Source organism: Peribacillus alkalitolerans, from assembly GCF_010882125.1.
Classification (GTDB): Bacteria; Bacillota; Bacilli; order Bacillales; family DSM-1321; genus Bacillus_BN; species Bacillus_BN alkalitolerans.
This window is the reverse complement of sequence record NZ_JAAGVZ010000001.1, coordinates 439,110-462,272: the sequence shown is the minus strand read 5'-3', so window position 1 is coordinate 462,272 and position 23,163 is coordinate 439,110. Positions and strand designations below refer to the sequence as shown.

Sequence of the window (23,163 nt, the reverse complement as noted above, 5' to 3'; positions counted from 1 at the left end):
TAAGAGGGGCGTTTTTGTTTTTATTGGGCATTTTCTATTCCATATGTGGAAAAGCTAATGCCATAAAAACCTTGTGCAAAGGGTGACAGGCTTGGGTCAAACCCCTCAATACCGCTGTATACAAAGATAAACATATTTCTATGGTACAGCTTATTGAGTGTGGGGTCAGACCCCTAGGAGTCACCCTCTTAATTTTTGCTCCATGAGTAACTGATAAAAAGGGGGAAGCGGACATGACAAAGTATATTTTTGTAACGGGTGGGGTAGTTTCTTCACTTGGAAAAGGAATTACAGCTGCATCATTAGGAAGGCTTTTAAAAAATAGAGGATTAAGCGTTTCAATTCAAAAATTTGATCCTTATATTAACGTGGACCCTGGAACGATGAGTCCATATCAACACGGAGAAGTGTTTGTAACGGATGATGGTGCTGAAACAGATTTGGACTTAGGGCACTATGAACGCTTCATCGATATCAATTTAGGTAAATATAGCACTGTTACAACAGGGAAGATCTATTCTACGGTTTTGAAGAAAGAACGTCGTGGAGATTATTTGGGTGGAACAGTACAGGTTATCCCTCACATCACGAATGAAATTAAAGAACGTGTTTTCCGTGCTGGAAAAGAAACCAATGCTGACGTTGTTATCACTGAGATTGGTGGAACAGTTGGGGATATCGAGTCTCTTCCATTCCTTGAGGCGATCCGTCAAATCAAGAGCGATATTGGACGCGACAACGTAATGTACATCCACTGTACTTTAATCCCTTACATTAAAGCGGCAGGGGAAATGAAAACGAAGCCTACCCAACATAGTGTGAAGGAATTACGTAGCCTTGGTATTCAACCAAATGTAATCGTAGTTCGTACAGAAATGCCAATTTCTCAAGATATGAAGGATAAAATTGCATTGTTCTGTGATATCGATAAAAAGTCTGTGATTGAAGCGCGTGACGCGGACACATTATACTCTGTGCCTTTAGCACTTCAAGATCAAAACTTAGATCAAATCGTATGTGATCATTTAAAGCTTGAAGCACGTGAAGCGGAAATGACAGAATGGAAAGCACTTGTGGATAAGGTATTGAACTTGTCCAAGAAAACAACAATCGCTCTAGTAGGAAAATATGTTGAATTACAAGATGCTTATATTTCAGTAGCGGAAGCATTAAAGCATGCAGGATACGCGTTTGATGCGGATATACAAATCAAGTGGATCAACTCAGAGCATGTCAATAAAGAGAATGTTGAAGAGTTACTTGGAAATGTTGACGGAATTCTTGTTCCAGGTGGGTTCGGTGACCGTGGGGTTGAAGGAAAAATCGTTGCAACTGAGTACGCACGTGTAAACAAAAAGCCTTTCCTTGGTATTTGCTTAGGAATGCAACTAGCATCCATTGAATTTGCTCGTAACGTTTTAGGATTAGAAGGAGCACATTCGGCTGAAATTGACCCGCAAACTGCACATCCTATCATTGATTTACTACCAGAACAAAAAGATATCGAAGATCTAGGTGGCACGCTTCGCCTTGGTTTATATCCTTGTAAGCTGATTGATGGAACAAAAGCAATGGCAGCATATGAAGACGAAGTAGTTTACGAACGTCATCGCCATCGTTATGAGTTTAACAATCAATACCGTCAAGCAATGGAAGCACAAGGCTTCATTTTCTCTGGAACAAGCCCGGATGGCCGTCTAGTTGAAATCATTGAATTGGAAGACCATCCTTGGTTCGTGGCTTCTCAATTCCATCCTGAATTCACATCTAGACCTACTAGACCACAACCATTGTTCCGTGACTTTGTTGAAGCATCTTTAAAATCTGCGGAATAAAAACATTTGTAAACAAAAACAGGCGAATCCTTCAAAAGGACCGCCTGTTTTATTTTATAACTCTTCTTCCTCATCTTCTAATTCACTCAATATTTCATCGAGGGTGAACTTGATACCATGATAGACGAATAAAGCAAGCATAAGGGCAGGATATCCAAATCGATTGCCTAATTCATCAGGCAATAACCCTTTTAGCAGCTTCAAGTCAATGTGCACATCCGCAATCGTATGTAATCCCACTTCATCTTTTTTTTCTAGGGTGGAAACTGCAACAAATGGAATACCTTGTTGCTCTAAAGTTTGGGCGATTTTTAAAGCTTCCTCATCATGTGAAAAGCGAGAGAAAAGCAGGGCGCGATCTATTGGTGTACAAGGTAATTCACCTGCAATCCATTCCAAGGACTTAGCGCGTGGAAATGGCTCTAAACCAAACAAAGCCTCTGACAAAACCCCGCCCATTTCATCTGAACCGTATAAATACACAGCTCCTTCTCCGACGATTGCTTGGGCAAGTAAACGGGCAGCTTCTTCTATAGAACCTTCATCATCTACAAATGGTTTGAATTTCCCTTGTAGTTGCGTAGAAAAAATTTTTAACATAAACGTTTTCCTTTCCTCACAAAACTCAATAATTCATGAAATTAGTTCAAATTATAAAGCATCGAACCTTTAAATGCGAATGTATAGGATACAAAGCGTTATAATAAAAATTAGTCCTTGCAGAAATTGTCTTTTCAACTTTTTTAAAATAGGAAGGAAATTTGAGCATTTTTACAGAATGTATAGTTTAGATATGTATACTAGAACAAAGAGTAGGATTTTTTCATAAAAGGGGTAACTATAAAAACGAGGTGCTGGAATGGGAGAAAAACTATTAATCGTAGATGATCAATTCGGAATAAGGATATTATTGAATGAAGTATTCCAAAAAGAAGGTTATAAAACTTTTCAAGCTGCAAACGGCATTCAAGCATTAGATATTGTTACCAACCATGCGCCAGATTTGGTGCTATTGGATATGAAAATCCCAGGAATGGATGGGATTGAAATCTTAAAACGTATGAAAAAACTTAATCCTGATATTCGGGTCATTATTATGACTGCTTATGGTGAACTTGATATGATTCAAGAAGCGAAGGATTTAGGTGCACTTACACACTTCGCAAAACCGTTTGATATTGATGACATGAGGAAGGCTGTAAGACAATACTTACCAATTAAAACATCCTAATCGGATGTAAGGCCTTTCATACATAAAATGTACGATTACACAGTGTATTTGTTGCCGTTTTATCGTTCAATTGATATGCTAAAGGTGTATTTTTTGTAGGGCTTATAAAAGGTTAGTATAGGGATTCTTCTTTTTAGGGAAAATTGAAAAGGGGATCTTACACCTTACAGCACTTTGGATAGTTTCTACTACAAGGAGGAAATAAAATGCCTTTAGTTTCAATGACTGACATGCTCAACAAAGCATTAAAAGAAAAGTATGCAGTAGGCCAATTCAACATTAATAACCTTGAATGGACTCAAGCTATTCTTGCTGCAGCAGAACAGGAGAAATCTCCGGTTATCCTAGGTGTATCCGAAGGTGCTGCTCGCCACATGGGTGGGTTCAAAACGACGGTTATGATGGTAAAAGGTCTGTTGGAAGATATGAAAATAACAGTACCAGTTGCAATTCACCTTGATCATGGATCAAGCTATGATAAGTGTAAAGAAGCGATTGAAGCAGGGTTTACATCCGTAATGATCGATGCTTCCCACGGTCCTTTTGAAGAAAATGTTTCCACTACTAAAAAAGTGGTTGAACTTGCTCATTCTAAAGGAGTTTCTGTTGAGGCTGAGCTTGGTACAGTTGGTGGCCAAGAAGACGATGTCATCGCGGATGGCGTAATCTATGCTGATCCAAAAGAATGTCAAGAGTTAGTGAAGCAAACAGGTGTCGATTGCCTTGCGCCTGCATTAGGTTCCGTTCACGGACCTTACAAAGGTGAGCCTAACTTAGGCTTTAAAGAAATGGAAGAGGTTCGTGATTTAACGGGCATTCCATTAGTATTACACGGCGGAACTGGAATCCCTACTAAAGACATCCAAAAGTCTATTTCTTTAGGTACGTCCAAAATCAATGTAAATACTGAAAACCAAATTGCATTTACAAAAGCTGTAAGAGAAGTATTAAGCTCTAATACTGAAGCTTATGATCCACGTAAATATATCGGCCCTGGTCGTGACGCGATCAAAGAAACAGTTATCGGTAAAATGCGTGAATTCGGTTCAAGTGGTAAAGCTTAATCCAAATACTTAAATTTAATGATGATTTTTGAAACCGCCCCATACAGGCGGTTTCCTTCGTCCTATCAGCATTGTCAGCTTAGATGTAGCTGTGTGTTGAAGTAAATAGAAAGTTTACGAGTAACTAAGCTAATAATAAAAAAGACAAAAGAACATATTTTGGAGGTATAGAGATGAAATTTTTTATTGATACTGCAAATATAGATGAAATTCGTGAGGCAAATGAACTTGGTCTTTTATCTGGGGTTACTACAAATCCATCATTAGTAGCCAAGGAAAAAAATATTTCGTTTCCTGAGAGATTAAAGGAAATCACAGAATTAGTAGCTGGATCCGTAAGTGCGGAAGTCATTGCACTAGACTATGATGGGATGATTAAGGAAGGCCTAGAATTAGCCGCGATTGCTCCAAATATCACCATTAAAGTTCCAATGACACCAGATGGTTTAAAGGCAGTCAAGACCTTTACTGAAAAAGGAATCAAAACGAATGTAACATTGATCTTTAGTGCTAACCAAGCCTTGATGGCTGCGCGTGCTGGGGCTACATATGTTTCACCATTTTTAGGGAGATTGGATGATATTGGTCAAGATGGATTGAAACTTATTTCTGATATTGCCGATATTTTTGCTATTCATGGAATTGAATCAGAGATTATCGCTGCATCAATCCGCCATCCAATGCATGTGACGGAAGCGGCATTAAAAGGGGCACATATCGCGACGGTACCATTTAAAGTGATTATGGGTATGTTCCACCATCCATTGACAGACAAAGGTATAGAAGCATTCTTAAAGGATTGGGCAGGAAGATCATAATGTAAGGGAATCTTTCTGTATAAACCGTTCGAATATTGTTACTATATCCTCATTTTAAAATTTTTTATCAAAATTTACATGAGAATAAGAATTTTGTGTAAACTATATAGATAAGAATAATGTCAAATTATGTTTGAATTTGTTGGTAAAACATGGATATAAATGAAGATGGTAATAAATTTCACTTTCGAACGGCTTTACGCAGAAGGGAGTATAATATGGAAAAGCTTAAGATTGCAGGCGGTTACCCTCTTAAAGGAACCATTCGTGTAAGTGGTGCAAAAAATAGTGCAGTGGCTTTAATTCCAGCAACCATTCTGGCAGATTCCCCAGTTACGATTGAAGGATTGCCAGAAATTTCGGATGTTGAAATCTTAAAAGGATTATTAGAAGAAATTGGCGGTACGGTTTCATTTAGCGATGGGGAAATGAGAGTCGACCCGAGCACCATGATTCCAATGCCCCTTCCAAATGGTCGCGTGAAAAAACTCCGTGCTTCTTATTATTTAATGGGTGCCATGCTTGGACGCTTTAAAAAAGCGGTCATCGGGCTCCCTGGAGGATGTTATTTAGGTCCAAGACCAATCGATCAGCATATAAAAGGCTTTGAAGCACTTGGGGCTCAAGTGACAAACGAACAAGGTGCGATTTATCTACGTGCTGACGAACTAAGAGGCGCAAAGATTTATCTTGATGTGGTAAGCGTAGGTGCTACTATCAATATCATGCTTGCTGCCGTCCGTGCTAAAGGGCGTACAATTATCGAAAATGCGGCGAAGGAGCCTGAAATCATTGATGTGGCCACTTTACTAACGAATATGGGTGCCAAAATCAAAGGGGCTGGAACCGATATTATTCGTATTGATGGTGTAGACAGCCTTCAGGGCTGCCGTCATACCATCATTCCTGATCGTATAGAAGCAGGAACGTTTATGATTATGGCAGCTGCAGTCGGAGAAGGCATCCTTATCGATAATGTCATTCCGCAGCATTTAGAATCATTGATTGCAAAGCTAAGGGAAATGGGTGTCAGTATCGAAACAAGGGATGATCAAGTCTTTATTTCACCAGGTCCATCCTTCAAATCTGTCGACATTAAAACCTTGGTCTATCCAGGTTTTGCGACTGACTTGCAGCAACCGTTTACTACTTTATTGACGAAGGCAACAGGTTCCAGTGTGGTGACGGATACCATCTATGGTGCCCGCTTCAAGCACATTGACGAATTGCGTCGAATGAATGCGAACATCAAAGTAGAAGGACGATCTGCTATCATCAATGGTCCTATTCAACTCCAAGGTGCAAAAGTGAAAGCTAGTGACCTTCGAGCAGGTGCAGCCCTTGTCATTGCTGGTCTAATGGCAGAAGGAATCACTGAGATTACAGGCTTAGAACATATCGATAGAGGCTACAGCCATCTAGTGGACAAGCTCAATGGATTAGGGGCTACAGTGTGGCGTGAAAAAATGACTGAAGAAGAAGTGGAACAACTGAAGAGCTCTTGATGATATAAGTTGAGCCTATTTTCAAACATATTTTGAGGATAGGTTTTTCTTATGTATTTTAGGTTATGTTAAACTTGTTGAATTCCGCTCCAATTACCAAAGTGCTATATCAACAATGAGCTTCAACAGAGCTTTCTATTAAATGTTTAACACTTCCATTAAAAAAATCTTGTTTACCTGTTACTAATCTGCACTATTGTGCTACAATATATTCGTCAATGTGTTATACGGATTATTAAGCGCATGTACCTTGTGCTTTTCTATATCGTTTCGTTTAGGAGGAAATCAGAATGGAAAGAAGTTTATCAATGGAACTTGTTCGCGTTACAGAAGCAGCTGCATTAGCTTCAGCTCGCTGGATGGGACGAGGAAAAAAAGATGAGGCAGATGGTGCTGCAACTTCTGCAATGAGAGATGTTTTTGATACTATTCCTATGAAAGGGACAGTTGTAATTGGCGAAGGTGAAATGGACGAAGCACCAATGCTTTACATTGGTGAAAAATTAGGGACTGGATATGGCCCTAGAGTGGACGTGGCTGTAGATCCATTGGAAGGGACGAATATCGTTGCTTCAGGTGGTTGGAATGCGTTAGCAGTGTTGGCTGTTGCTGATCACGGAAATCTGTTGCATGCACCAGACATGTATATGGAAAAAATCGCAGTTGGGCCTGAAGCTGTGGGTCTAATTGATATTAACGCTCCAGTTCTGGACAACGTAAGAGCAGTTGCAAAAGCGAAAAACAAGGATATTCAAGATGTTGTAGCAACAATATTGAATAGACCAAGACACGCGGAACTTATTCAAATCTTGCGAGATGCAGGTGTCCGAATCAAGCTGATTAATGATGGAGACGTTGCGGGTGCCATTAATACAGCGTTCGATCAGACAGGTGTTGACATCCTTTTTGGTTCTGGAGGAGCTCCAGAGGGAGTAATTGCTGCAGTAGCATTAAAATGCCTAGGAGGAGAACTTCAAGGTAAGCTACTTCCACAAAACGATGCTGAAGCAGAGCGTTGCGTGAAAATGGGCTTAGATACCAATAAAATCTTGCTAATGGAAGACCTCGTACGTGGCGACGATGCCATTTTTGCTGCTACTGGTGTCACTGACGGTGAACTTTTACGTGGGGTGCAGTACAAAGCCAACTATGGAGAAACACACTCACTAGTTATGCGTGCTAAGTCTGGAACTGTCCGTTTTATCGATGGTCGTCATAGTCTAAAGAAAAAACCGAATTTGGTAATCAAATAAAGAGTGACTGTCAGGTTTAATGTTGGTCAATCTTGACGATAGTAATAAAATAGCAAGTTTGAAGCGAGCTGTGATATGCTCGCTTCAACATTTAAGTTGAATATTCTCCTTGAAAAAAGTACAATAGAGTGAAACTTCCCCGAATAAATGACAAGCAGTAAATGGGTTATGTATTTGTGGAACAGAGTTCTATACTCAAAATTACTCCAACCCTTCAAGAGTTGTATAGTTTTCCTTCAATATTGTCTTCTTTAAAAAGAAAAACAAATTCCTTTATTTAAACATTAAAAGATTGAATTAGATTCCTAGCCTTTGGTAAAGACCGAGGTGCAATTACGCTTGCATTTTTTTCAATCGACTGTTTGTATTTGAATGATTTCTCAAAATAAAAAAGAGTGGTGTCACGATGAATTTAACGATTTCTAAGCTTGAACATATGAAATTAAAAGAGCTGTACGAGCTGGCGAAAGAATATAAGATTTCTTACTACAGCAAATTAACGAAAAAAGAATTGATTTTCTCTATTTTAAAATCACAAGCCGAACAAGATGGACTTCTTTTCATGGAAGGTGTACTTGAAATTATTCCTTCTGAAGGATTTGGTTTTTTAAGGCCAATCAATTACTCCCCTAGTTCTGAAGATATCTATATTTCTGCGTCACAGATTCGTCGTTTTGATTTGCGAAATGGAGATAAGGTATCAGGTAAGGTACGTCCACCTAAAGAAAATGAGCGTTATTTCGGACTCCTGCATGTTGAGGCAGTAAATGGAGATGACCCGGAATCAGCAAAGGAACGAGTCCATTTCCCTGGATTGACTCCTTTATATCCGAACCGCCAAATCAAGCTCGAAACAACACAGAAGAACTTATCAACTCGTATCATGGACGTAATTGCTCCAGTTGGTTTTGGACAGCGTGGTTTAATCGTCGCTCCTCCTAAAGCAGGTAAAACCATGCTTCTAAAGGAAATTGCGAATGCCATTACAACGAACCATCCTGAAGCTGAATTGATTGTCCTTTTAATTGATGAGCGTCCGGAAGAGGTTACAGACATTGAACGTTCTGTTGCTGGTGATGTGGTAAGTTCGACGTTTGATGAAGTGCCTGAAAATCATATTAAAGTAGCAGAATTAGTATTGGAACGTGCGATGCGCCTTGTGGAGCATAAACGTGATGTAATTATCTTAATGGATAGTATCACTCGTTTAGCACGTGCTTACAACTTGGTCATTCCACCAAGCGGAAGAACGTTATCTGGTGGTATTGATCCAGCTGCATTCCATAGACCTAAGCGTTTCTTTGGTGCAGCCCGTAATATTGAAGAAGGCGGAAGCTTGACAATATTGGCGACAGCCTTGATTGACACAGGTTCAAGAATGGATGACGTTATCTATGAAGAGTTCAAAGGAACGGGTAATATGGAGCTTCATCTAGATCGTCAATTAGCAGAAAGAAGAATCTTCCCAGCAATTGATATCCGTCGATCTGGAACACGTAAAGAAGAATTGTTGATACAAAAAGATCATCTCGATAAGCTTTGGGCAATTCGCAAAACGATGTCAGATACTCCTGATTTCGCAGAACGTTTCCTTCGTAAGCTACGTCAGACAAAGAGCAATGAAGAATTTTTTGCTATGTTGGAAGATGAGATGAAGAACAATACCTCTAAGCGAGGATCTTGATTTTTGAAAAAATGTAGGTTTTTCCTATGCATGCATACTATTGCAAAATGAAATTGACCTTGCTATAATCTAATAGTATGTTTTACAAAAATATGTGAAAAGCTAATATCACTTTATTAGTGCATATAACTCTGTTTCAGTATGATTCAGGGCGGAAGGAGATGAAAAGAATGAAAGCAGGAATTCATCCAAATTACAATAAGTTAGTTGTTAAATGTGCTTGTGGTAACGAATTTGAAACTGGCTCAGTAGCTAAAGAAATGCGCGTTGAGACTTGTAACGAGTGTCACCCATTCTATACTGGACGTCAGAAGTTCGCTGAAGCTGGCGGCCGTGTTGACCGTTTCAACAAAAAATACGGTATTAAATAATTTTAAACTTTTAAAACAGGCAAGAACTAAACCCCTTGCCTGTTTTTTTACTGCTTTAAAGGGAATTTTATATAAATATTAAGCTTTATTTCGATTTTTTAGTGGTAAATACAGATATGTGGTCTGCTTTAATAAAGGACCATGTTGTATTTACACTTTTCTAATATATATAAGCTGGTTTGGTCGTATGACGCTTCAGCTTTCCAATAGGGTACATAGGAAGGGAGAGGTCTCATTCATGTATGTAATGAAACAAACAGGTTGGATGGAACTGATTTGTGGAAGTATGTTTTCAGGAAAATCCGAAGAATTAATCCGTAGAGTACGCAGAACACAATTTGCCAAACAAAAAACAGTTGTGTTTAAGCCAGCGATAGATAATCGATATGCGGAAGAAGCAGTCGTTTCTCATAATGGCACTTCAGTAATGGCAATGTCAATCGCAAAATCTACTGATATTTTTAAATTTATCAGTGAGGATATTGACGTAATTGCGATTGATGAGGTCCAATTTTTTGATGAAGAAATTGTCCAAGTTGCCCAACATCTAGCAGATAGTGGCTACCGTGTCATTTTAGCAGGCCTTGACCAGGATTTTAGGGGAGAGCCTTTTGGACCCGTACCTAAGCTTATGTCTTTAGCTGAATTAGTTACAAAGCTACAAGCGGTATGCGCTGTATGTGGATCACCTTCTAGCCGGACTCAAAGGTTGATTAATGGGAATCCAGCTTCTTATGACGAACCCATCATTCTTGTTGGGGCTTCAGAGGCATACGAACCTCGTTGCCGTCACCACCATGAGGTGCCTGGCAAAACGGCTGAAACAGTGCAAACAAAAGCAATGAAAGAAACCATTTAGCCCAAAAGATCCTTATTATAAGGGTCTTTTTTTATTGTATCGGTAGTTCGGCTGCAAGATAGGGAAGAGATATGTAACTGAATTATTTTATAGGTTTTGATTTTATTCGGTTATTTTAAGCGTTGGTCAATAAAAACGAAAAGAAAACCTATTAAATGTGGACCTTTATCTCAATTCATGCACTTTCATCATCAATTCTATGTTAAAACCCATTATCTACTGCTGTTTTTAGAAGTAGTCCACTTTTTTATCGAAACTGGGAAAAATACATTCGAACCGGGAAAAATAAAATCGAAACGGCCAAAATAAAATCGATAATCCAAAAATATCGATTTTTCGACAAATCTGAGCCAAGGCCTAAACAAAATAAGATAAATTTTAGTATTTCAACTTTAGATTGGACCATTTGGGTGTTAGGTACCACTAAAGGTCCCTAAAATTTATATATTTGATGCTTCCTTCAGTGCATTATCTTTTGGCTAAAATTGCATTGTAGCCCCTTCATTAAAAGAGGAAAAGCTAATAGCAGGAGGTGCGTGACATGCACAAAATGCTAACAGTATCACTGATGTCAGTAATTTTCCTTTCAGCTTGTGGTATCAATAATAACGCTCATGAAAATAGACTTCAGGATGAAAATGGTACACGTTTAATTACAAATAGACCAAATGCTTATGAAGATGGTGGGATACGTTATAATCCAGAAAGAAGTTATGATCCAACCCTTAATCCATATGCGCAAAACAACCCTTACCCTTTAAGCGCAGGAGAGTATAATGCTGCACAAAACGCAGATGTAAATACTGCCAGATTGGTTGTATTGGAAAAAACACCATTTGTTCCAGGACCGATTACGCTAAATGGCAATGATTTATGGGTGAATGCCTATAGCAAAAAATTGTTTAAATCGGTTGAGGATAAAAGGAATAAAGAGGCTAGGCTCCATAGTGCTTTAACGAAAGCATTACCGGAGTATAACATTGAAGTGAAATTGGAAGAACAAAGATCTAGATAAGCTTCAAATCCCTTGTCAACTTTTGGCAGGGGATTTTACATACAGGGAATTTTGACGATAACAATTTATGTGTACTATAATAGTGAGAGGTATGGAAAAAATTCGAGGTGAAACATTGTGATAGATCGTTTGCAATCGGTTGAGGATCGTTACGAAAGATTGAATGAGCTTTTAAGTGATCCAGAAATCGTTAATGACCCAAAGAAATTAAGAGAATATTCGAAGGAACAATCTACTATTCAAGAAACGGTTCATGTGTATCGTGAATATAAAGAATTCCGTGAGCAATTACAAGAAGCTAAATCAATGCTAGAAGAAAAGCTCGATGCAGAAATGCGTGAAATGGTGAAGCAAGAAATCAGTGAGCTTGAAGAATCAATGGAAGAGCTTGAAGCAAAGCTGAAGGTTTTATTATTGCCTAAAGATCCGAATGATGACAAAAACGTTATCATGGAGATTCGCGGTGCTGCAGGTGGAGACGAGGCTGCTTTGTTCGCGGGAAGTTTGTATCGTATGTATAGCCGTTATGCAGAGGTTCAAGGATGGAAGACGGAGGTTATTGAATCCAATGCGACAGGATTAGGCGGTTACAAGGAAATCATCTTCATGATCAATGGACAAGGTGCTTATTCGAAGTTAAAATTTGAAAATGGCGCACACCGTGTTCAACGTGTACCTGAAACAGAGTCAGGCGGACGTATTCATACATCCACTGCTACTGTGGTTGTTTTACCAGAAGCAGAAGAAGTGGAAGTTGAAATTCATGACAAAGATATTCGTTTTGATGCATTTGCTTCTTCAGGAGCAGGTGGACAGAGTGTTAATACAACCATGTCAGCTGTTCGTTTAACACATATCCCAACTGGAATCGTGGTTTCGTGTCAGGATGAAAAATCCCAGCACAAGAACAAAGACAAAGCGATGAAAGTTTTGCGTGCTCGTGTTTATGATAAATTCCAACAAGAGGCGCAAGCTGAGTATGATCAAAACCGTAAGTCTGCAGTGGGAACAGGGGATCGTTCTGAACGTATTCGTACGTATAACTTCCCACAAAACCGTGTAACTGACCACCGAATTGGCTTAACGATTCAAAAGCTTGATCAAGTTATGGAAGGTAAGCTAGATGAAGTGTTAGATGCACTTATTTTAGTCGATCAATCCGACAAGCTTCAAAACGCAGGTGAGTAAGATGACCAAGAAGATATATGAAGCCCTCAATTGGGCTTCTTCTTTTTTAAAAGAACAAAATCGCGATGAAAATGCAGGGGAATTGTTACTTAGGCATATTTTAAGCATGGAGCGTTCTCGACTTTTCGCTAGCATGCAGGATTTTATTCCTGAGGAAGCATGGACGGAGTTTGAACAATCTGTTCATGAGCATGTGAAAGGAATGCCTATCCAATATATCATTGGGCATGAGGAATTTTATGGTCGCCGTTTTGACGTAAATGAAGAAGTGCTAATTCCGAGACCAGAAACGGAAGAGCTGGTATACCATACGCTTAAGAAAATCACCTCCATATGGGAGTCACAGGAACATCTAGCTTTGCTCGATGTTGGGACCGGTAGTGGTGCAATCGGGATTACGATGAAATTGGAGAACCCAAAGCTTGAAGTAACTGTCAGTGACATTGCAGCACCTTCATTGGAAGTAGCTAAAAACAATGCAAATGCTTTAGAGGCTGAATTGACTTTTGTAGAAGGAGATTTGCTTGTTCCTTTTATCGATAAAAGAAAAAGGTTTGATATCATCTTATCCAACCCGCCATATATTCCTCTTGGTGATATGGAAGAGATGTCGGTTGTCGTAACAGAGCACGAGCCACACCGTGCATTGTTTGCAGGAGAAGACGGACTCGATTTATATAGAAGATTTATGGAACAATTACCGAGTGTGATTAACGTTCCAGGACTTATCGGTTTTGAAGTAGGTGCAGGACAAGGAGAAGCTGTAAAATCCATGCTTCAAACAACTTTTCCTACAGCTGTAGTATCTGTCGAATTTGATATCAACGGAAAAGACAGAATGGTTTTTGCGGAAATTAAATCTTAAGAGTAATTTTTATGGGAAATGGGGTCAGACCTTATTTCCCATTTTTATTTGCAGGCTATGTTAAGCTCATTGTTGATTTTGCACTGTGTTGGTCGGAGTGGAAGGTGCGAGACTTTTCGAAAATGCATTCGTATTTCCTTCGGGCAGTTTTTATTCGAGGATACTGTTTCAATGTCCAACGAGAAAAGCGAGCGTCTGAAGCGAAAATCATAGTTTAGTTTAACAAAGCCATTTAATGATTCAAAAAAATAATAGAATAGTAGATTTCAAAAGCATAAGAGTCCATTTCCCATTTTTATTTGTAACCTAAAAAAATTTTGTATTTTACTAGTTTAAGATAAGTGATTTTTGACTAGACTTAGTGCTGTAAGGGAGGAGAGATAAACATGAAGATAAATAAAAAATACCTTTCAGCATTATATTTAGTTATCTTAACAATTGGAACAATTATAAGTTTATATATGCCTAAACAAGAACATGTAAATGCCATGGAAGAAACGGTGGTCATTCCAAAGGAAGCAATCCGACTCCGTATTCTAGCAAACAGTGATAACCACAATGACCAAGAGGTAAAAAGAGCAATCCGAGATGCTGTGAATGCAGATATCACAAATTGGGTGAAGGACTTAACAAGCTTAGAGGATGCGAGAACGGTTATTCAGCAACACTTGCCTGAAGTAGAAAACCGTGCGAAGGAAAAACTACAAGAATTCAAGTTGAATCAAAGCGTGAATGTCTCATTTGGAAAAGCGAACTTCCCGACTAAGTTATACGGTCAATACTTGTATCCTGCTGGAGAATATGAAGCCATCGTAATCACACTGGGAGAAGGAAAAGGTGCCAACTGGTGGTGCGTACTATTCCCACCTCTATGCTTCTTGGATTTCTCGAGTGGAACGGCCGTAACACAGGGTTCATTTGAAGATCAAGAAACAGGAGTAATCGAAACTGTGGATAAGGCTGTGGATTCTCCTGAAGAAGAGACAACACCTGTTACTAGCAACCTAGACGATAGTGAACGAGAAGATGAGGAAGAAAAGCAACCCGATGAAAGCCAAAATACAGAGAGCGAGCTACTTGTACAAGAAAACACACAGCCAATGGAAAGAAAATTCTTTCTCTTCGAGCTATTCAAAGACATATTCTAATCTAAAAAAAGGGAAATGGGGTCACACCCCGTTTCCCTTTCTCTATTTTTTGTTCTATTGTATACGAGTGAATTCATAGAGTAGTTAATAGAAGAGAAGAATAAGGAGGAGAATGAACGATGATGGTGATGAGGAAGGCGGATAGTGGTGATAGAGCAGGATTGATAGATTTTATTAAAGAAGCAGGATTGTCTACAGATGCTGTACACAATCTATCCACAGATTATTTTTTACTGGAGGATGTGGAGAAAAAAATCATAGCAACTATTGGGATCGAGCGCTTTGGGGAAATCGGATTGTTAAGGTCTTTTGTTTTTTCCCCGGGCTTCACTCCCAACAAGATTCCTGCATTTCTTCAGCAAACATTATTGATTGCCCATCAAAACGGAATATCTCGATTATTTCTTGCTAGCCATCATTCCAATAGTAGAGCATTGTTCCAAGCGATAGGTTTTGAATCATTTGAAAAAGACCAGCTTCCTGAGGATATTCTTTCATCCACTCATGTTGCTAGCCTAAATGACCATGAAAACATCTTTTTTATGGGGATAACTCTATAAAGGATGTAAATATCCACAAAGTTATCCACTATTTACGAGTTGTTATCCACATTTTGTGGATAACAACTTTTTTATTGTCAAGCATTACTTTATACTTTTCTCCCAAAATAGGTATGATAAAATAGGAAAGGTTAATAAATCAATATAATTCGTAACTCGAAAAATATATATCAGTGAATGATAGAAGGTGTAGATAAAGTGGAAACAAAAATGTGGAAAGTGGATAACTATGTGGATAAAAGTGAAAATAATCCACAAATATCACAGGCAGCTCAGCTATTAAAGAAGGGAGAAGTGGTAGCTTTTCCTACAGAAACGGTTTATGGCCTAGGAGCAGATGCAACTTGTGATGAAGCAGTGGAGAAAATTTTCAAAGCGAAAGGGCGTCCTAGTGATAATCCACTGATTGTCCACATTGCGGAAAGAGAACAACTTCCAATGTTGGTAGAACAAATTGGTCATCATGCAGAAATATTAATGGAGAGATTTTGGCCAGGTCCATTAACGTTAATCTTTAAGAAAAAAGAGGGTCTTTCAAAGCTTGTGACTGCAGGGTTAGATACTGTGGCAGTACGTATGCCAGATCACCCGGTTGCTTATTCTTTAATCAAGGAAAGTGGCCTGCCGATAGCGGCTCCAAGTGCAAATACATCTGGTAAGCCTAGCCCGACTCAAGCTGATCATGTAAAACGGGATCTTTACGGAAAAATAGCTGGAATTGTGGATGGCGGGGAAACAGGAGTGGGGTTGGAATCCACAGTCGTGGATTGTTCAGAGGCCATTCCTGTCATTTTGAGACCAGGGGGCATCACGATGGAACAGCTCGAGGATGCTGTTGGGGAAGTGAGACTCGATGCAGCTCTTGCAAATGAAAAGGAAACACCTAAATCGCCTGGAATGAAATATACTCATTATGCTCCATCTGCGCCGTTGACTTTAGTTAAAGGACATCGTTCTTTCATCCAAAAGCAAATTGACGAGGCGCAGGAAAAAGGACTACAGGTAGGCGTTTTAACGACTGAAGAAAATAAGTCCTTTTATCAGGCTGACCATGTTGAAACGGTTGGGACAGCTGCTCAATTGGAAACAGTGGCCTCTAAACTATACGAAGCTTTGCGGAATTTTGATGATTATCATGTGGATGTGATTTTTGGCGAAGTTTTCCCTGAAGAAGGAATCGGACAAGCGATTATGAACCGTCTGATGAAAGCAGCGGGGCATCGGATTATTGTGGAATAAGAAAAAATGGATTACCAAGCATCCATTGAACAAAATAATGAATTTCTGACACATGACGGAACAAGGATTTCTATCATGTGTTGTTTTTTTTAGGCGATGTGTATTTCAATCTCTTAACCAAATTATTCTATTTCCCCTTGGACGAACATAAGTTAAATGTAGGCACGTCCAAGGGGGTAGGGCATTGAATACAGTAGTCGGTGAAGCACTTACGCTATTAGTCATGGCTTTTGCATTAAGCATGGATGCATTCTCAATTGGTTTAGGTATGGGGATGTTCAAATTAAGGCTTAAAAGGATATTTATTATTGGCCTCACGGTCGGTTTCTTTCATATATGGATGCCGTTATTGGGAATGGCAACAGGACGCTTCTTATCAGATCAGTTTGGAATGTTTGCCTCATATGCCGGGGGCATCCTGTTGATTATCATGGGCGTTCAAATGTTTATTACAGGCTTTAAAGAAGAAGAGGAAACGATTCTTGCGCCTGTGGGAATAGGCTTAGTCTTGTTTGCGTTAAGTGTGAGCCTTGATAGTTTTTCAGTTGGATTGACATTAGGGATTTATGGAGCACGAACCTTGGTTACTGTATTATTTTTTGGACTTGCCGCAACGACTTTTACATGGGCTGGATTGATCCTTGGAAAGAAAGTACAAGGTTTTGCGGGGAAATATAGTGAATTCGTAGGGGGAAGCATCCTTATAGTTTTTGGAATTAAACTTTTGTTACCATTATAATCACTTCTGAAGATTTCCGAATTTACGTCGGTAATCTTTTTTGTTTTTTAAGAAAGTATAAATTGGCTGAGGAATAAAGTATGCGTGCAACGTATGCCTTTTGTTCGCCAATCGGCGAGTTTTCTAATTTAGTCCTAAGCCCCTAAATCTTGCTAATTCTGACACAATTAAAAAAGCCAATATTCATGCATGATTATCAAGAAAGACTAAGTGGAAATATAGGTGCGAAGGTATAATAGGGGTATAGAAAGAAGTTTGGATAATTTATACTACTTTTACAGGAGGTTCTTATTATTATGAATCGAGTCTTATTTGTTTGTACAGGAAACACATGCAGAAGTCCTATGGCAGAAGCCATCTTAAAAAGCAAGAACATTCCAGGTGTAGAGGTCAAGTCGGCTGGAGTGTATGCAAGCCATGGGCAACCTGCTTCCCGATATGCAAAGGAAGTCCTAGATGACAACCAAATTCCTCATAATCATGCTTCACGTTTATTGAGCGAAGAGGATTTGGAATGGGCAACTCATATTCTGACTATGACAGAGGGACATAAAAACGCTATCTCACAGATGTTTCCTAATGCCCAAGACAAAATATTCACTGTAAAAGAATTTGTTTCAACCGATGAATATAATAAGGACGTTTTTGATCCTTTCGGCGGGTCAAAGAAAATCTATGCGCAAACCTTTGATGAGCTGAAGGACCTAGTAGATAAACTAATAGAAAAAATGAAGTAACTTCATTAAGGGGAGAATGACTGTGGAGGAGAAAAAGCATTTCAAATTTGGGCTTAGAAAAAAACTTGCCTTGTTCATTACGGTTTTAGCACTTATTACATACTCGACAAGTGGATTATTTATTTCTTATGTCCATCCAATATTTTTTAGTGGAATGAATGAAGGTGTGTTTTCCATTATCACTCTAGGACTGGGGATATTCTGGTCAGGGGTACTAGCTTATTTTGCAGCTGGTTTCATAATTAAGCCGTTGCAAAAGCTTGAAAAAGTGGCATTAAAAGCAGCTGAAGGTGACATCAGAGAAGATTTAGAGCTCTCTAAATCAGATGATGAAATCCGTTCACTGGGCATTGCTTTCAATCATATGCTCTTCAACTTAAGAAGTATGGTTCAAAGTATTGATGAAAATTTCCGTGAGACAAATGAAAAGGTTATTGCAATTTCTAAAGAATCTTCACAAGCTGCTGAGCAGGCGGAAAATATCTCTCGCACCATCCAGGAAATTTCATTAGGAGCTGATAGCTCGGCCATTTCTATCCAAAATACAGCTGAATCCGTAGAGGATATCATCACAATTGCAAAAGAAGTACAAAATAAGGCAAATACGTCTTCCGTTACTTCTAATGAAATGCTTTCAGAACTATCAACTAGCAAAGAAGCGATTCATTCATTGATTATGGGGATCCAAAAATTAGCGGAAGAAAATCAAGAATCATTAGTGGCAGTTAAACGTTTAGAGGATAATGCAAAGAAAGTTGAACAAATCATTCAATTGGTAGGAGATATCGCTGCACAAACCAATTTGTTGGCATTAAATGCTTCCATTGAAGCCGCGCGTGCTGGGGAACATGGAAAAGGCTTTGCCGTCGTTGCGGAAGAGGTTCGTTTGCTGGCTGATGAAAGTGCAAAGGCAGTTCAAGGTATTTCTTCATTGATTCAGAATATCCAACATGATGTCCAATCTGTCGTAAAACAAATCAGTGAACAGGTTGTAACGGCAAATACTGAGGCGAAAAAAGGATCTGATTCAACAAGAGTCATCGCTGAAATGACAGAAACGATTCATAGTGTTGCAGCGGCAGTGCAGGACATTACAGTTCTAGTGGATAAACAAATGGAATGTATTGAAGAAACATCCAGTCAATCTCAGGAAGTCGCTGCAATCGCGGAAGAAACATCTGCAGGTGCAGAGGAGGTCTCTGCTTCCACACATGAGCAAACCAATGTGATTGCGAATGTAGAGGTTCTTGCAAATGAACTTCAAGGACAAGCTGAAAAATTAAAGCAAACCATTACAAGATTTCGAGTATAAGCTATAAAATGGGACCAAATGTCAGCTTTTCTGATAAGATAGGGAATAATAACTTTGGCTTAACGAAAAGGAGGACATGGCATGAAGGTTGCAATTGCATCAGATCACGGAGGATTAAATATCCGTGAAGAAATTAAAGCGTTGATGAAAGAAATGAATATAGAGTTCGAGGATTTTGGTTGTGAATGTGATACATCCGTGGATTATCCGGATTACGCCCTGCCGGTTGCTGAAAAGGTCGCGAACGGGGAGTTTGACCGTGGAATCCTTATTTGTGGCACTGGAATTGGCATGAGCATTGCTGCGAACAAAGTAAAAGGCATTCGCTGTGCTTTGGTCCATGATGTGTTCAGTGCTAAGGCTACTCGTGAACATAATGACAGCAATATGCTAGCAATGGGAGAAAGAGTGATTGGTGCTGGATTGGCTAGAGAAATCGCTAAGACATGGCTAATGACGGAATACGAAGGTGGCCGTCATGCGAATCGAGTTGGAAAAATCTGTAGTTATGAGGAACAAAACCTTTCATAAAAAAGGAGGATGTTTTTCATGAATCAAGATTTGCTAACTCAACAACTTCGACAAATACTCGATGATTTAGCGAAATCCGTTGATTTTAACGATAAAAAACTGCTAGTGATTGGTTGTAGTACAAGTGAAATAGCAGGTGAGAGAATCGGGACGGCAGGGACAATGGAGATAGCCAGCTCTATCTTTAACGTTTTACATGATTTTCATGAGAAAACAGGTGTCCAGCTCGCTTTTCAATGCTGTGAACACTTAAATCGGGCACTAGTGATTACTGCCGCATCTGCGCAGAAATATGGATATGAAGAAGTCAGCGTTGTCCCTGTCAGAAATGCTGGGGGAGCCTTGGGCACAACAGCTTTTGAACGACTAAATGGTGCAGTGGTAGTCGAGTCCATCAAGGCTGATGTGGGTATTGATATCGGTGACACCTTTATCGGTATGCATCTAAAGCCAGTAGCAGTACCTGTTCGAAGTTCACAAAAGAATATCGGACATGCTCATGTGACCATGGCGTATAGCCGTCCGAAATTAATTGGTGGAACTAGAGCCGTCTATGAGAAAGTCCCTTCAAATGAAAGTTGTTAAAGAATACAAGCTTTGCTTCAAGCAGGTGAGACGCCTGAGAAGCAGAGCTTTTTTATTTTAATTTCGTAAATTTGTCTGTTTGGTAATAAAAAGCTTATGTTCGGTAAAATCTGATGCCATTTCGGTAATATCACGGACCAGTTCGGTAAAAAAAGCATCAATTCAGTAATAAACTACCTATTTACGAGAAACTGGATCATTAGAAATTACTGAATTTTGAAATGATAGACTTGAGGAACTGGTCTTATGAAATTGGGATGATATGCAAAAGACGTACGTTATGATATTTTTATACAATAATGTTCGATATTATGTTGGATAAAATAATATTTCAAGAAAAAAAGACAATACTACCACTTAGAAGTCGAACGTGATAGAATATAGATGATTAAATCTTTCAAAAAGATATACTAGAAGATGAAAGACTGCGGGCGTGGATATTGAGGGCGTTCGGAGAAAGATGAAGGAGGATGGCAATGAATCATTTAGCAAAGCAAGATCAACAAGTGTTTCAAGCAATTCAACAAGAACTTGGACGTCAAAGATCAAAAATTGAGCTAATTGCTTCTGAAAACTTTGTAAGTGAAGCGGTCATGGAAGCGCAGGGCTCTGTTTTAACCAATAAATATGCAGAGGGTTATCCAGCTAAGCGCTATTATGGTGGATGCGAATATGTAGATATCGTAGAAGATTTGGCTCGAAATCGTGCTAAAGAAATCTTTGGCGCAGAGCATGCGAATGTTCAGCCTCACTCAGGCGCACAAGCGAACATGGCGGTTTATTTCACTGTTCTTCAACCAGGCGACACGGTTCTTGGGATGAATCTTTCTCATGGCGGCCATTTAACTCACGGAAGCCCAGTCAACTTTAGTGGAGTTCAATATAATTTCGTTGAATACGGTGTTGATCAAACTACACATGTCATCAATTATGAGGATGTACTTGAAAAAGCTAAATTGCATAAGCCGAAGCTAATCGTAGCAGGTGCGAGTGCTTATCCACGTGCGATTGATTTCAAGCGTTTCCGTGAAATCGCGGATGAAGTGGGCGCATATTTGATGGTTGATATGGCTCATATTGCAGGATTAGTAGCAGTTGGCCTTCACGAAAATCCAGTTCCTTATGCGGATTTTGTAACGACTACAACACATAAAACTCTTCGTGGTCCACGTGGTGGAATGATTCTTTGTAAGGAAGAATTCGCGAAGAAAATCGATAAATCAATCTTCCCAGGAATCCAAGGTGGTCCATTAATGCATGTGATCGCAGCAAAAGCTGTTGCCTTTGGAGAAGTGTTGAATGGTTCTTTCAAAGACTATGCACAAAAAATTATCGATAATTCCAAGCGCTTGGCAGAAGGCCTAGTGAGTGAAGGCTTTAACCTTGTTTCTGGCGGAACTGACAATCACCTACTATTAGTTGATGTACGCTCCACTGGATTAACAGGAAAAGTAGCTGAAAAGGTATTGGATGATATCGGGGTTACTGTCAATAAAAACACGATTCCATTCGATCCAGAAAGCCCATTCGTGACAAGTGGTATCCGTATAGGAACTGCTGCTGTTACTTCACGTGGTTTCGATCTTGAAGACATGGATGAAATCGCTGCAATCATCGGTTTAGCTTTGAAAAACCATGAAGATGAAGGCAAGCTTGAAGAAGCTAGCAAACGAGTGGAAGCTCTTTCTAGTAAATTTGTATTATATCCATCACTGTAATATATAGACCCTCAGCCTAACTAGCTGAGGGTTTTTCTGTGAAATAAAAAGAAATCAATCATTCTCTTTATTGCCCTTCCTTGTTTTTTTCTGTAAAATGTACAGAAGTGTGTTTAGAAGATGAATATGAATAGGAGAGATCCCTATGGCAAAGGTTTATGTGTTCGACCATCCATTAATTCAACACAAATTGACTTTCATCCGTGACAAAGCAACTGGAACGAAAGAATTCCGTGAGCTAGTAGATGAAGTGGCTACATTGATGGCGTTTGAAATTACGAGAGACCTTCCTTTAGAGGAAGTTGAAATTGACACTCCAGTAAGCAAGGCAAAATCAAAAGTACTTTCTGGTAAAAAATTAGGAATCATCCCAATCCTACGCGCTGGTATTGGGATGGTTGATGGAATCCTGAAATTGATCCCTGCTGCAAAAGTAGGCCACATCGGTCTATATCGTGACCCAGAAACATTAATGCCGGTTGAATATTACGTAAAGCTTCCTAGTGACGTTGAAGAAAGAGATTTCATCGTGGTTGATCCAATGCTAGCAACAGGTGGATCTGCTATCGAAGCTATTCATTCTTTAAAGAAGCGTGGAGCGAAAAACATTAAATTCATGTGCTTGATAGCAGCTCCAGAAGGGGTAGAAGCGGTTAAAGCAGCGCATGATGATGTTGATATCTACATCGCGGCTTTAGACGAAAAGTTGAATGAAAAAGGATACATCGTCCCAGGTCTAGGAGACGCTGGCGATCGCCTGTTTGGAACTAAATAAATTGCTTTAAGTGAGATGGCTCAACTAATTGTTGAACCATCTTTTTTTGTGTTTAAGAACGGATCAGAAAAGATACGAATCGAAGCGCAACTTCCATTCTGTCCTGGCAAGTTTTATATTGAATACAAACC

The 23,163-nt window shown here is 39.3% G+C and carries 23 protein-coding genes; 22 read left to right on the top strand and 1 reads right to left on the bottom strand.

What is annotated here, in order from left to right; all coding sequences use genetic code 11:
* The first annotated feature begins 233 nt into the window (after positions 1-233).
* Positions 234-1,835, top strand: a complete 1,602-nt coding sequence (locus G3O09_RS02230; RefSeq protein WP_163099576.1) for a CTP synthase — start codon at positions 234-236, stop codon at positions 1,833-1,835.
* Between the two features lie 54 nt (positions 1,836-1,889).
* Here the strand turns inward: G3O09_RS02230 and G3O09_RS02225 are convergent, their stop codons facing one another.
* The gene (locus G3O09_RS02225) at positions 1,890-2,435 is read right to left on the bottom strand and encodes a DUF2529 domain-containing protein (protein WP_163099574.1); all 546 of its coding nucleotides are present in this window, start codon (positions 2,433-2,435) and stop codon (positions 1,890-1,892) included.
* A 259-nt stretch (positions 2,436-2,694) separates the two neighbouring features.
* Here G3O09_RS02225 and G3O09_RS02220 point away from each other — a divergent pair, with 259 nt between their 5' ends.
* The 21 genes from G3O09_RS02220 (at position 2,695) to upp (ending at position 23,032) form a co-directional block, all read left to right on the top strand.
* The gene (locus G3O09_RS02220) at positions 2,695-3,066 is read left to right on the top strand and encodes a response regulator (protein ID WP_163099572.1); all 372 of its coding nucleotides are present in this window, start codon (positions 2,695-2,697) and stop codon (positions 3,064-3,066) included.
* Between the two features lie 206 nt (positions 3,067-3,272).
* The gene (locus G3O09_RS02215; protein WP_163099570.1) at positions 3,273-4,130 is read left to right on the top strand and encodes a class II fructose-bisphosphate aldolase; all 858 of its coding nucleotides are present in this window, start codon (positions 3,273-3,275) and stop codon (positions 4,128-4,130) included.
* Positions 4,131-4,303: 173 nt separating this feature from the next.
* The gene (gene fsa / locus G3O09_RS02210; RefSeq protein ID WP_163099568.1) at positions 4,304-4,948 is read left to right on the top strand and encodes a fructose-6-phosphate aldolase; all 645 of its coding nucleotides are present in this window, start codon (positions 4,304-4,306) and stop codon (positions 4,946-4,948) included.
* A 218-nt stretch (positions 4,949-5,166) separates the two neighbouring features.
* The gene (locus G3O09_RS02205) at positions 5,167-6,453 is read left to right on the top strand and encodes a UDP-N-acetylglucosamine 1-carboxyvinyltransferase (RefSeq protein ID WP_163099566.1); all 1,287 of its coding nucleotides are present in this window, start codon (positions 5,167-5,169) and stop codon (positions 6,451-6,453) included.
* 290 nt (positions 6,454-6,743) lie between these two features.
* The gene (gene glpX / locus G3O09_RS02200; protein ID WP_163099564.1) at positions 6,744-7,706 is read left to right on the top strand and encodes a class II fructose-bisphosphatase; all 963 of its coding nucleotides are present in this window, start codon (positions 6,744-6,746) and stop codon (positions 7,704-7,706) included.
* 406 nt (positions 7,707-8,112) lie between these two features.
* Positions 8,113-9,390 carry a transcription termination factor Rho gene (rho, locus tag G3O09_RS02195; protein WP_163099562.1) on the top strand — a complete coding sequence of 426 codons (1,278 nt, stop codon included), beginning with the start codon at positions 8,113-8,115 and terminating at the stop codon, positions 9,388-9,390.
* Positions 9,391-9,560: 170 nt separating this feature from the next.
* Positions 9,561-9,761 (top strand): 50S ribosomal protein L31, encoded by a 201-nt coding sequence (gene rpmE, locus G3O09_RS02190; protein WP_108668837.1) that lies wholly within the window; start codon positions 9,561-9,563, stop codon positions 9,759-9,761.
* Positions 9,762-9,999: 238 nt separating this feature from the next.
* Positions 10,000-10,620 (top strand): thymidine kinase, encoded by a 621-nt coding sequence (locus tag G3O09_RS02185; protein WP_163099560.1) that lies wholly within the window; start codon positions 10,000-10,002, stop codon positions 10,618-10,620.
* A gap of 541 nt (positions 10,621-11,161) precedes the next feature.
* Positions 11,162-11,635: a hypothetical protein gene (locus G3O09_RS02180; protein ID WP_163099558.1), complete on the top strand. Its 474-nt coding sequence runs from the start codon at positions 11,162-11,164 to the stop codon at positions 11,633-11,635.
* A gap of 117 nt (positions 11,636-11,752) precedes the next feature.
* A complete protein-coding gene (gene prfA / locus G3O09_RS02175; protein WP_163099557.1) occupies positions 11,753-12,823 on the top strand; it encodes a peptide chain release factor 1 in 1,071 nt (356 codons plus the stop codon).
* A gap of 1 nt (position 12,824) precedes the next feature.
* A complete protein-coding gene (prmC, locus tag G3O09_RS02170; RefSeq protein ID WP_163099555.1) occupies positions 12,825-13,688 on the top strand; it encodes a peptide chain release factor N(5)-glutamine methyltransferase in 864 nt (287 codons plus the stop codon).
* 386 nt (positions 13,689-14,074) lie between these two features.
* Positions 14,075-14,836: a stage II sporulation protein R gene (gene spoIIR, locus G3O09_RS02165; protein WP_163099553.1), complete on the top strand. Its 762-nt coding sequence runs from the start codon at positions 14,075-14,077 to the stop codon at positions 14,834-14,836.
* Between the two features lie 119 nt (positions 14,837-14,955).
* Positions 14,956-15,396 carry a GNAT family N-acetyltransferase gene (locus G3O09_RS02160; protein ID WP_163099552.1) on the top strand — a complete coding sequence of 147 codons (441 nt, stop codon included), beginning with the start codon at positions 14,956-14,958 and terminating at the stop codon, positions 15,394-15,396.
* Positions 15,397-15,594: 198 nt separating this feature from the next.
* Positions 15,595-16,635: an L-threonylcarbamoyladenylate synthase gene (locus tag G3O09_RS02155; protein WP_163099544.1), complete on the top strand. Its 1,041-nt coding sequence runs from the start codon at positions 15,595-15,597 to the stop codon at positions 16,633-16,635.
* Positions 16,636-16,819: 184 nt separating this feature from the next.
* Entirely contained in the window at positions 16,820-17,374 is a 555-nt protein-coding gene (locus tag G3O09_RS02150; RefSeq protein WP_163099542.1) for a manganese efflux pump MntP, read from the top strand.
* A gap of 296 nt (positions 17,375-17,670) precedes the next feature.
* A complete protein-coding gene (locus tag G3O09_RS02145) occupies positions 17,671-18,111 on the top strand; it encodes a low molecular weight protein arginine phosphatase (protein ID WP_205439583.1) in 441 nt (146 codons plus the stop codon).
* Positions 18,112-18,133: 22 nt separating this feature from the next.
* Positions 18,134-19,423, top strand: a complete 1,290-nt coding sequence (locus G3O09_RS02140; RefSeq protein ID WP_163099540.1) for a methyl-accepting chemotaxis protein — start codon at positions 18,134-18,136, stop codon at positions 19,421-19,423.
* An 81-nt stretch (positions 19,424-19,504) separates the two neighbouring features.
* Positions 19,505-19,954, top strand: a complete 450-nt coding sequence (gene rpiB / locus G3O09_RS02135; RefSeq protein ID WP_163099538.1) for a ribose 5-phosphate isomerase B — start codon at positions 19,505-19,507, stop codon at positions 19,952-19,954.
* An 18-nt stretch (positions 19,955-19,972) separates the two neighbouring features.
* Positions 19,973-20,539, top strand: coding sequence for a TIGR01440 family protein (locus G3O09_RS02130; RefSeq protein WP_163099536.1), 567 nt, complete (start codon positions 19,973-19,975; stop codon positions 20,537-20,539).
* Between the two features lie 476 nt (positions 20,540-21,015).
* Positions 21,016-22,257, top strand: coding sequence for a serine hydroxymethyltransferase (gene glyA, locus G3O09_RS02125; RefSeq protein ID WP_163099534.1), 1,242 nt, complete (start codon positions 21,016-21,018; stop codon positions 22,255-22,257).
* Positions 22,258-22,402: 145 nt separating this feature from the next.
* Positions 22,403-23,032 (top strand): uracil phosphoribosyltransferase, encoded by a 630-nt coding sequence (gene upp, locus G3O09_RS02120; protein WP_163099533.1) that lies wholly within the window; start codon positions 22,403-22,405, stop codon positions 23,030-23,032.
* Positions 23,033-23,163: the final 131 nt, after the last annotated feature.

What these genes read in the sequence shown, in the direction of transcription:
- G3O09_RS02225 (WP_163099574.1), bottom strand. Translation starts at nt 2,435, where the DNA reads ATGTTAAAAATTTTTTCTACGCAACTACAAGGGAAATTCAAACCATTT.
- rpmE (WP_108668837.1), top strand. Translation starts at nt 9,561, where the DNA reads ATGAAAGCAGGAATTCATCCAAATTACAATAAGTTAGTTGTTAAATGT.
- glyA (WP_163099534.1), top strand. Translation starts at nt 21,016, where the DNA reads ATGAATCATTTAGCAAAGCAAGATCAACAAGTGTTTCAAGCAATTCAA.
- glpX (WP_163099564.1), top strand. Translation starts at nt 6,744, where the DNA reads ATGGAAAGAAGTTTATCAATGGAACTTGTTCGCGTTACAGAAGCAGCT.
- G3O09_RS02205 (WP_163099566.1), top strand. Translation starts at nt 5,167, where the DNA reads ATGGAAAAGCTTAAGATTGCAGGCGGTTACCCTCTTAAAGGAACCATT.
- G3O09_RS02230 (WP_163099576.1), top strand. Translation starts at nt 234, where the DNA reads ATGACAAAGTATATTTTTGTAACGGGTGGGGTAGTTTCTTCACTTGGA.
- G3O09_RS02185 (WP_163099560.1), top strand. Translation starts at nt 10,000, where the DNA reads ATGTATGTAATGAAACAAACAGGTTGGATGGAACTGATTTGTGGAAGT.
- G3O09_RS02180 (WP_163099558.1), top strand. Translation starts at nt 11,162, where the DNA reads ATGCACAAAATGCTAACAGTATCACTGATGTCAGTAATTTTCCTTTCA.
- spoIIR (WP_163099553.1), top strand. Translation starts at nt 14,075, where the DNA reads ATGAAGATAAATAAAAAATACCTTTCAGCATTATATTTAGTTATCTTA.
- G3O09_RS02160 (WP_163099552.1), top strand. Translation starts at nt 14,956, where the DNA reads ATGATGGTGATGAGGAAGGCGGATAGTGGTGATAGAGCAGGATTGATA.
- rpiB (WP_163099538.1), top strand. Translation starts at nt 19,505, where the DNA reads ATGAAGGTTGCAATTGCATCAGATCACGGAGGATTAAATATCCGTGAA.
- G3O09_RS02145 (WP_205439583.1), top strand. Translation starts at nt 17,671, where the DNA reads ATGAATCGAGTCTTATTTGTTTGTACAGGAAACACATGCAGAAGTCCT.
- rho (WP_163099562.1), top strand. Translation starts at nt 8,113, where the DNA reads ATGAATTTAACGATTTCTAAGCTTGAACATATGAAATTAAAAGAGCTG.
- G3O09_RS02220 (WP_163099572.1), top strand. Translation starts at nt 2,695, where the DNA reads ATGGGAGAAAAACTATTAATCGTAGATGATCAATTCGGAATAAGGATA.
- G3O09_RS02130 (WP_163099536.1), top strand. Translation starts at nt 19,973, where the DNA reads ATGAATCAAGATTTGCTAACTCAACAACTTCGACAAATACTCGATGAT.
- prmC (WP_163099555.1), top strand. Translation starts at nt 12,825, where the DNA reads ATGACCAAGAAGATATATGAAGCCCTCAATTGGGCTTCTTCTTTTTTA.
- G3O09_RS02215 (WP_163099570.1), top strand. Translation starts at nt 3,273, where the DNA reads ATGCCTTTAGTTTCAATGACTGACATGCTCAACAAAGCATTAAAAGAA.
- fsa (WP_163099568.1), top strand. Translation starts at nt 4,304, where the DNA reads ATGAAATTTTTTATTGATACTGCAAATATAGATGAAATTCGTGAGGCA.
- upp (WP_163099533.1), top strand. Translation starts at nt 22,403, where the DNA reads ATGGCAAAGGTTTATGTGTTCGACCATCCATTAATTCAACACAAATTG.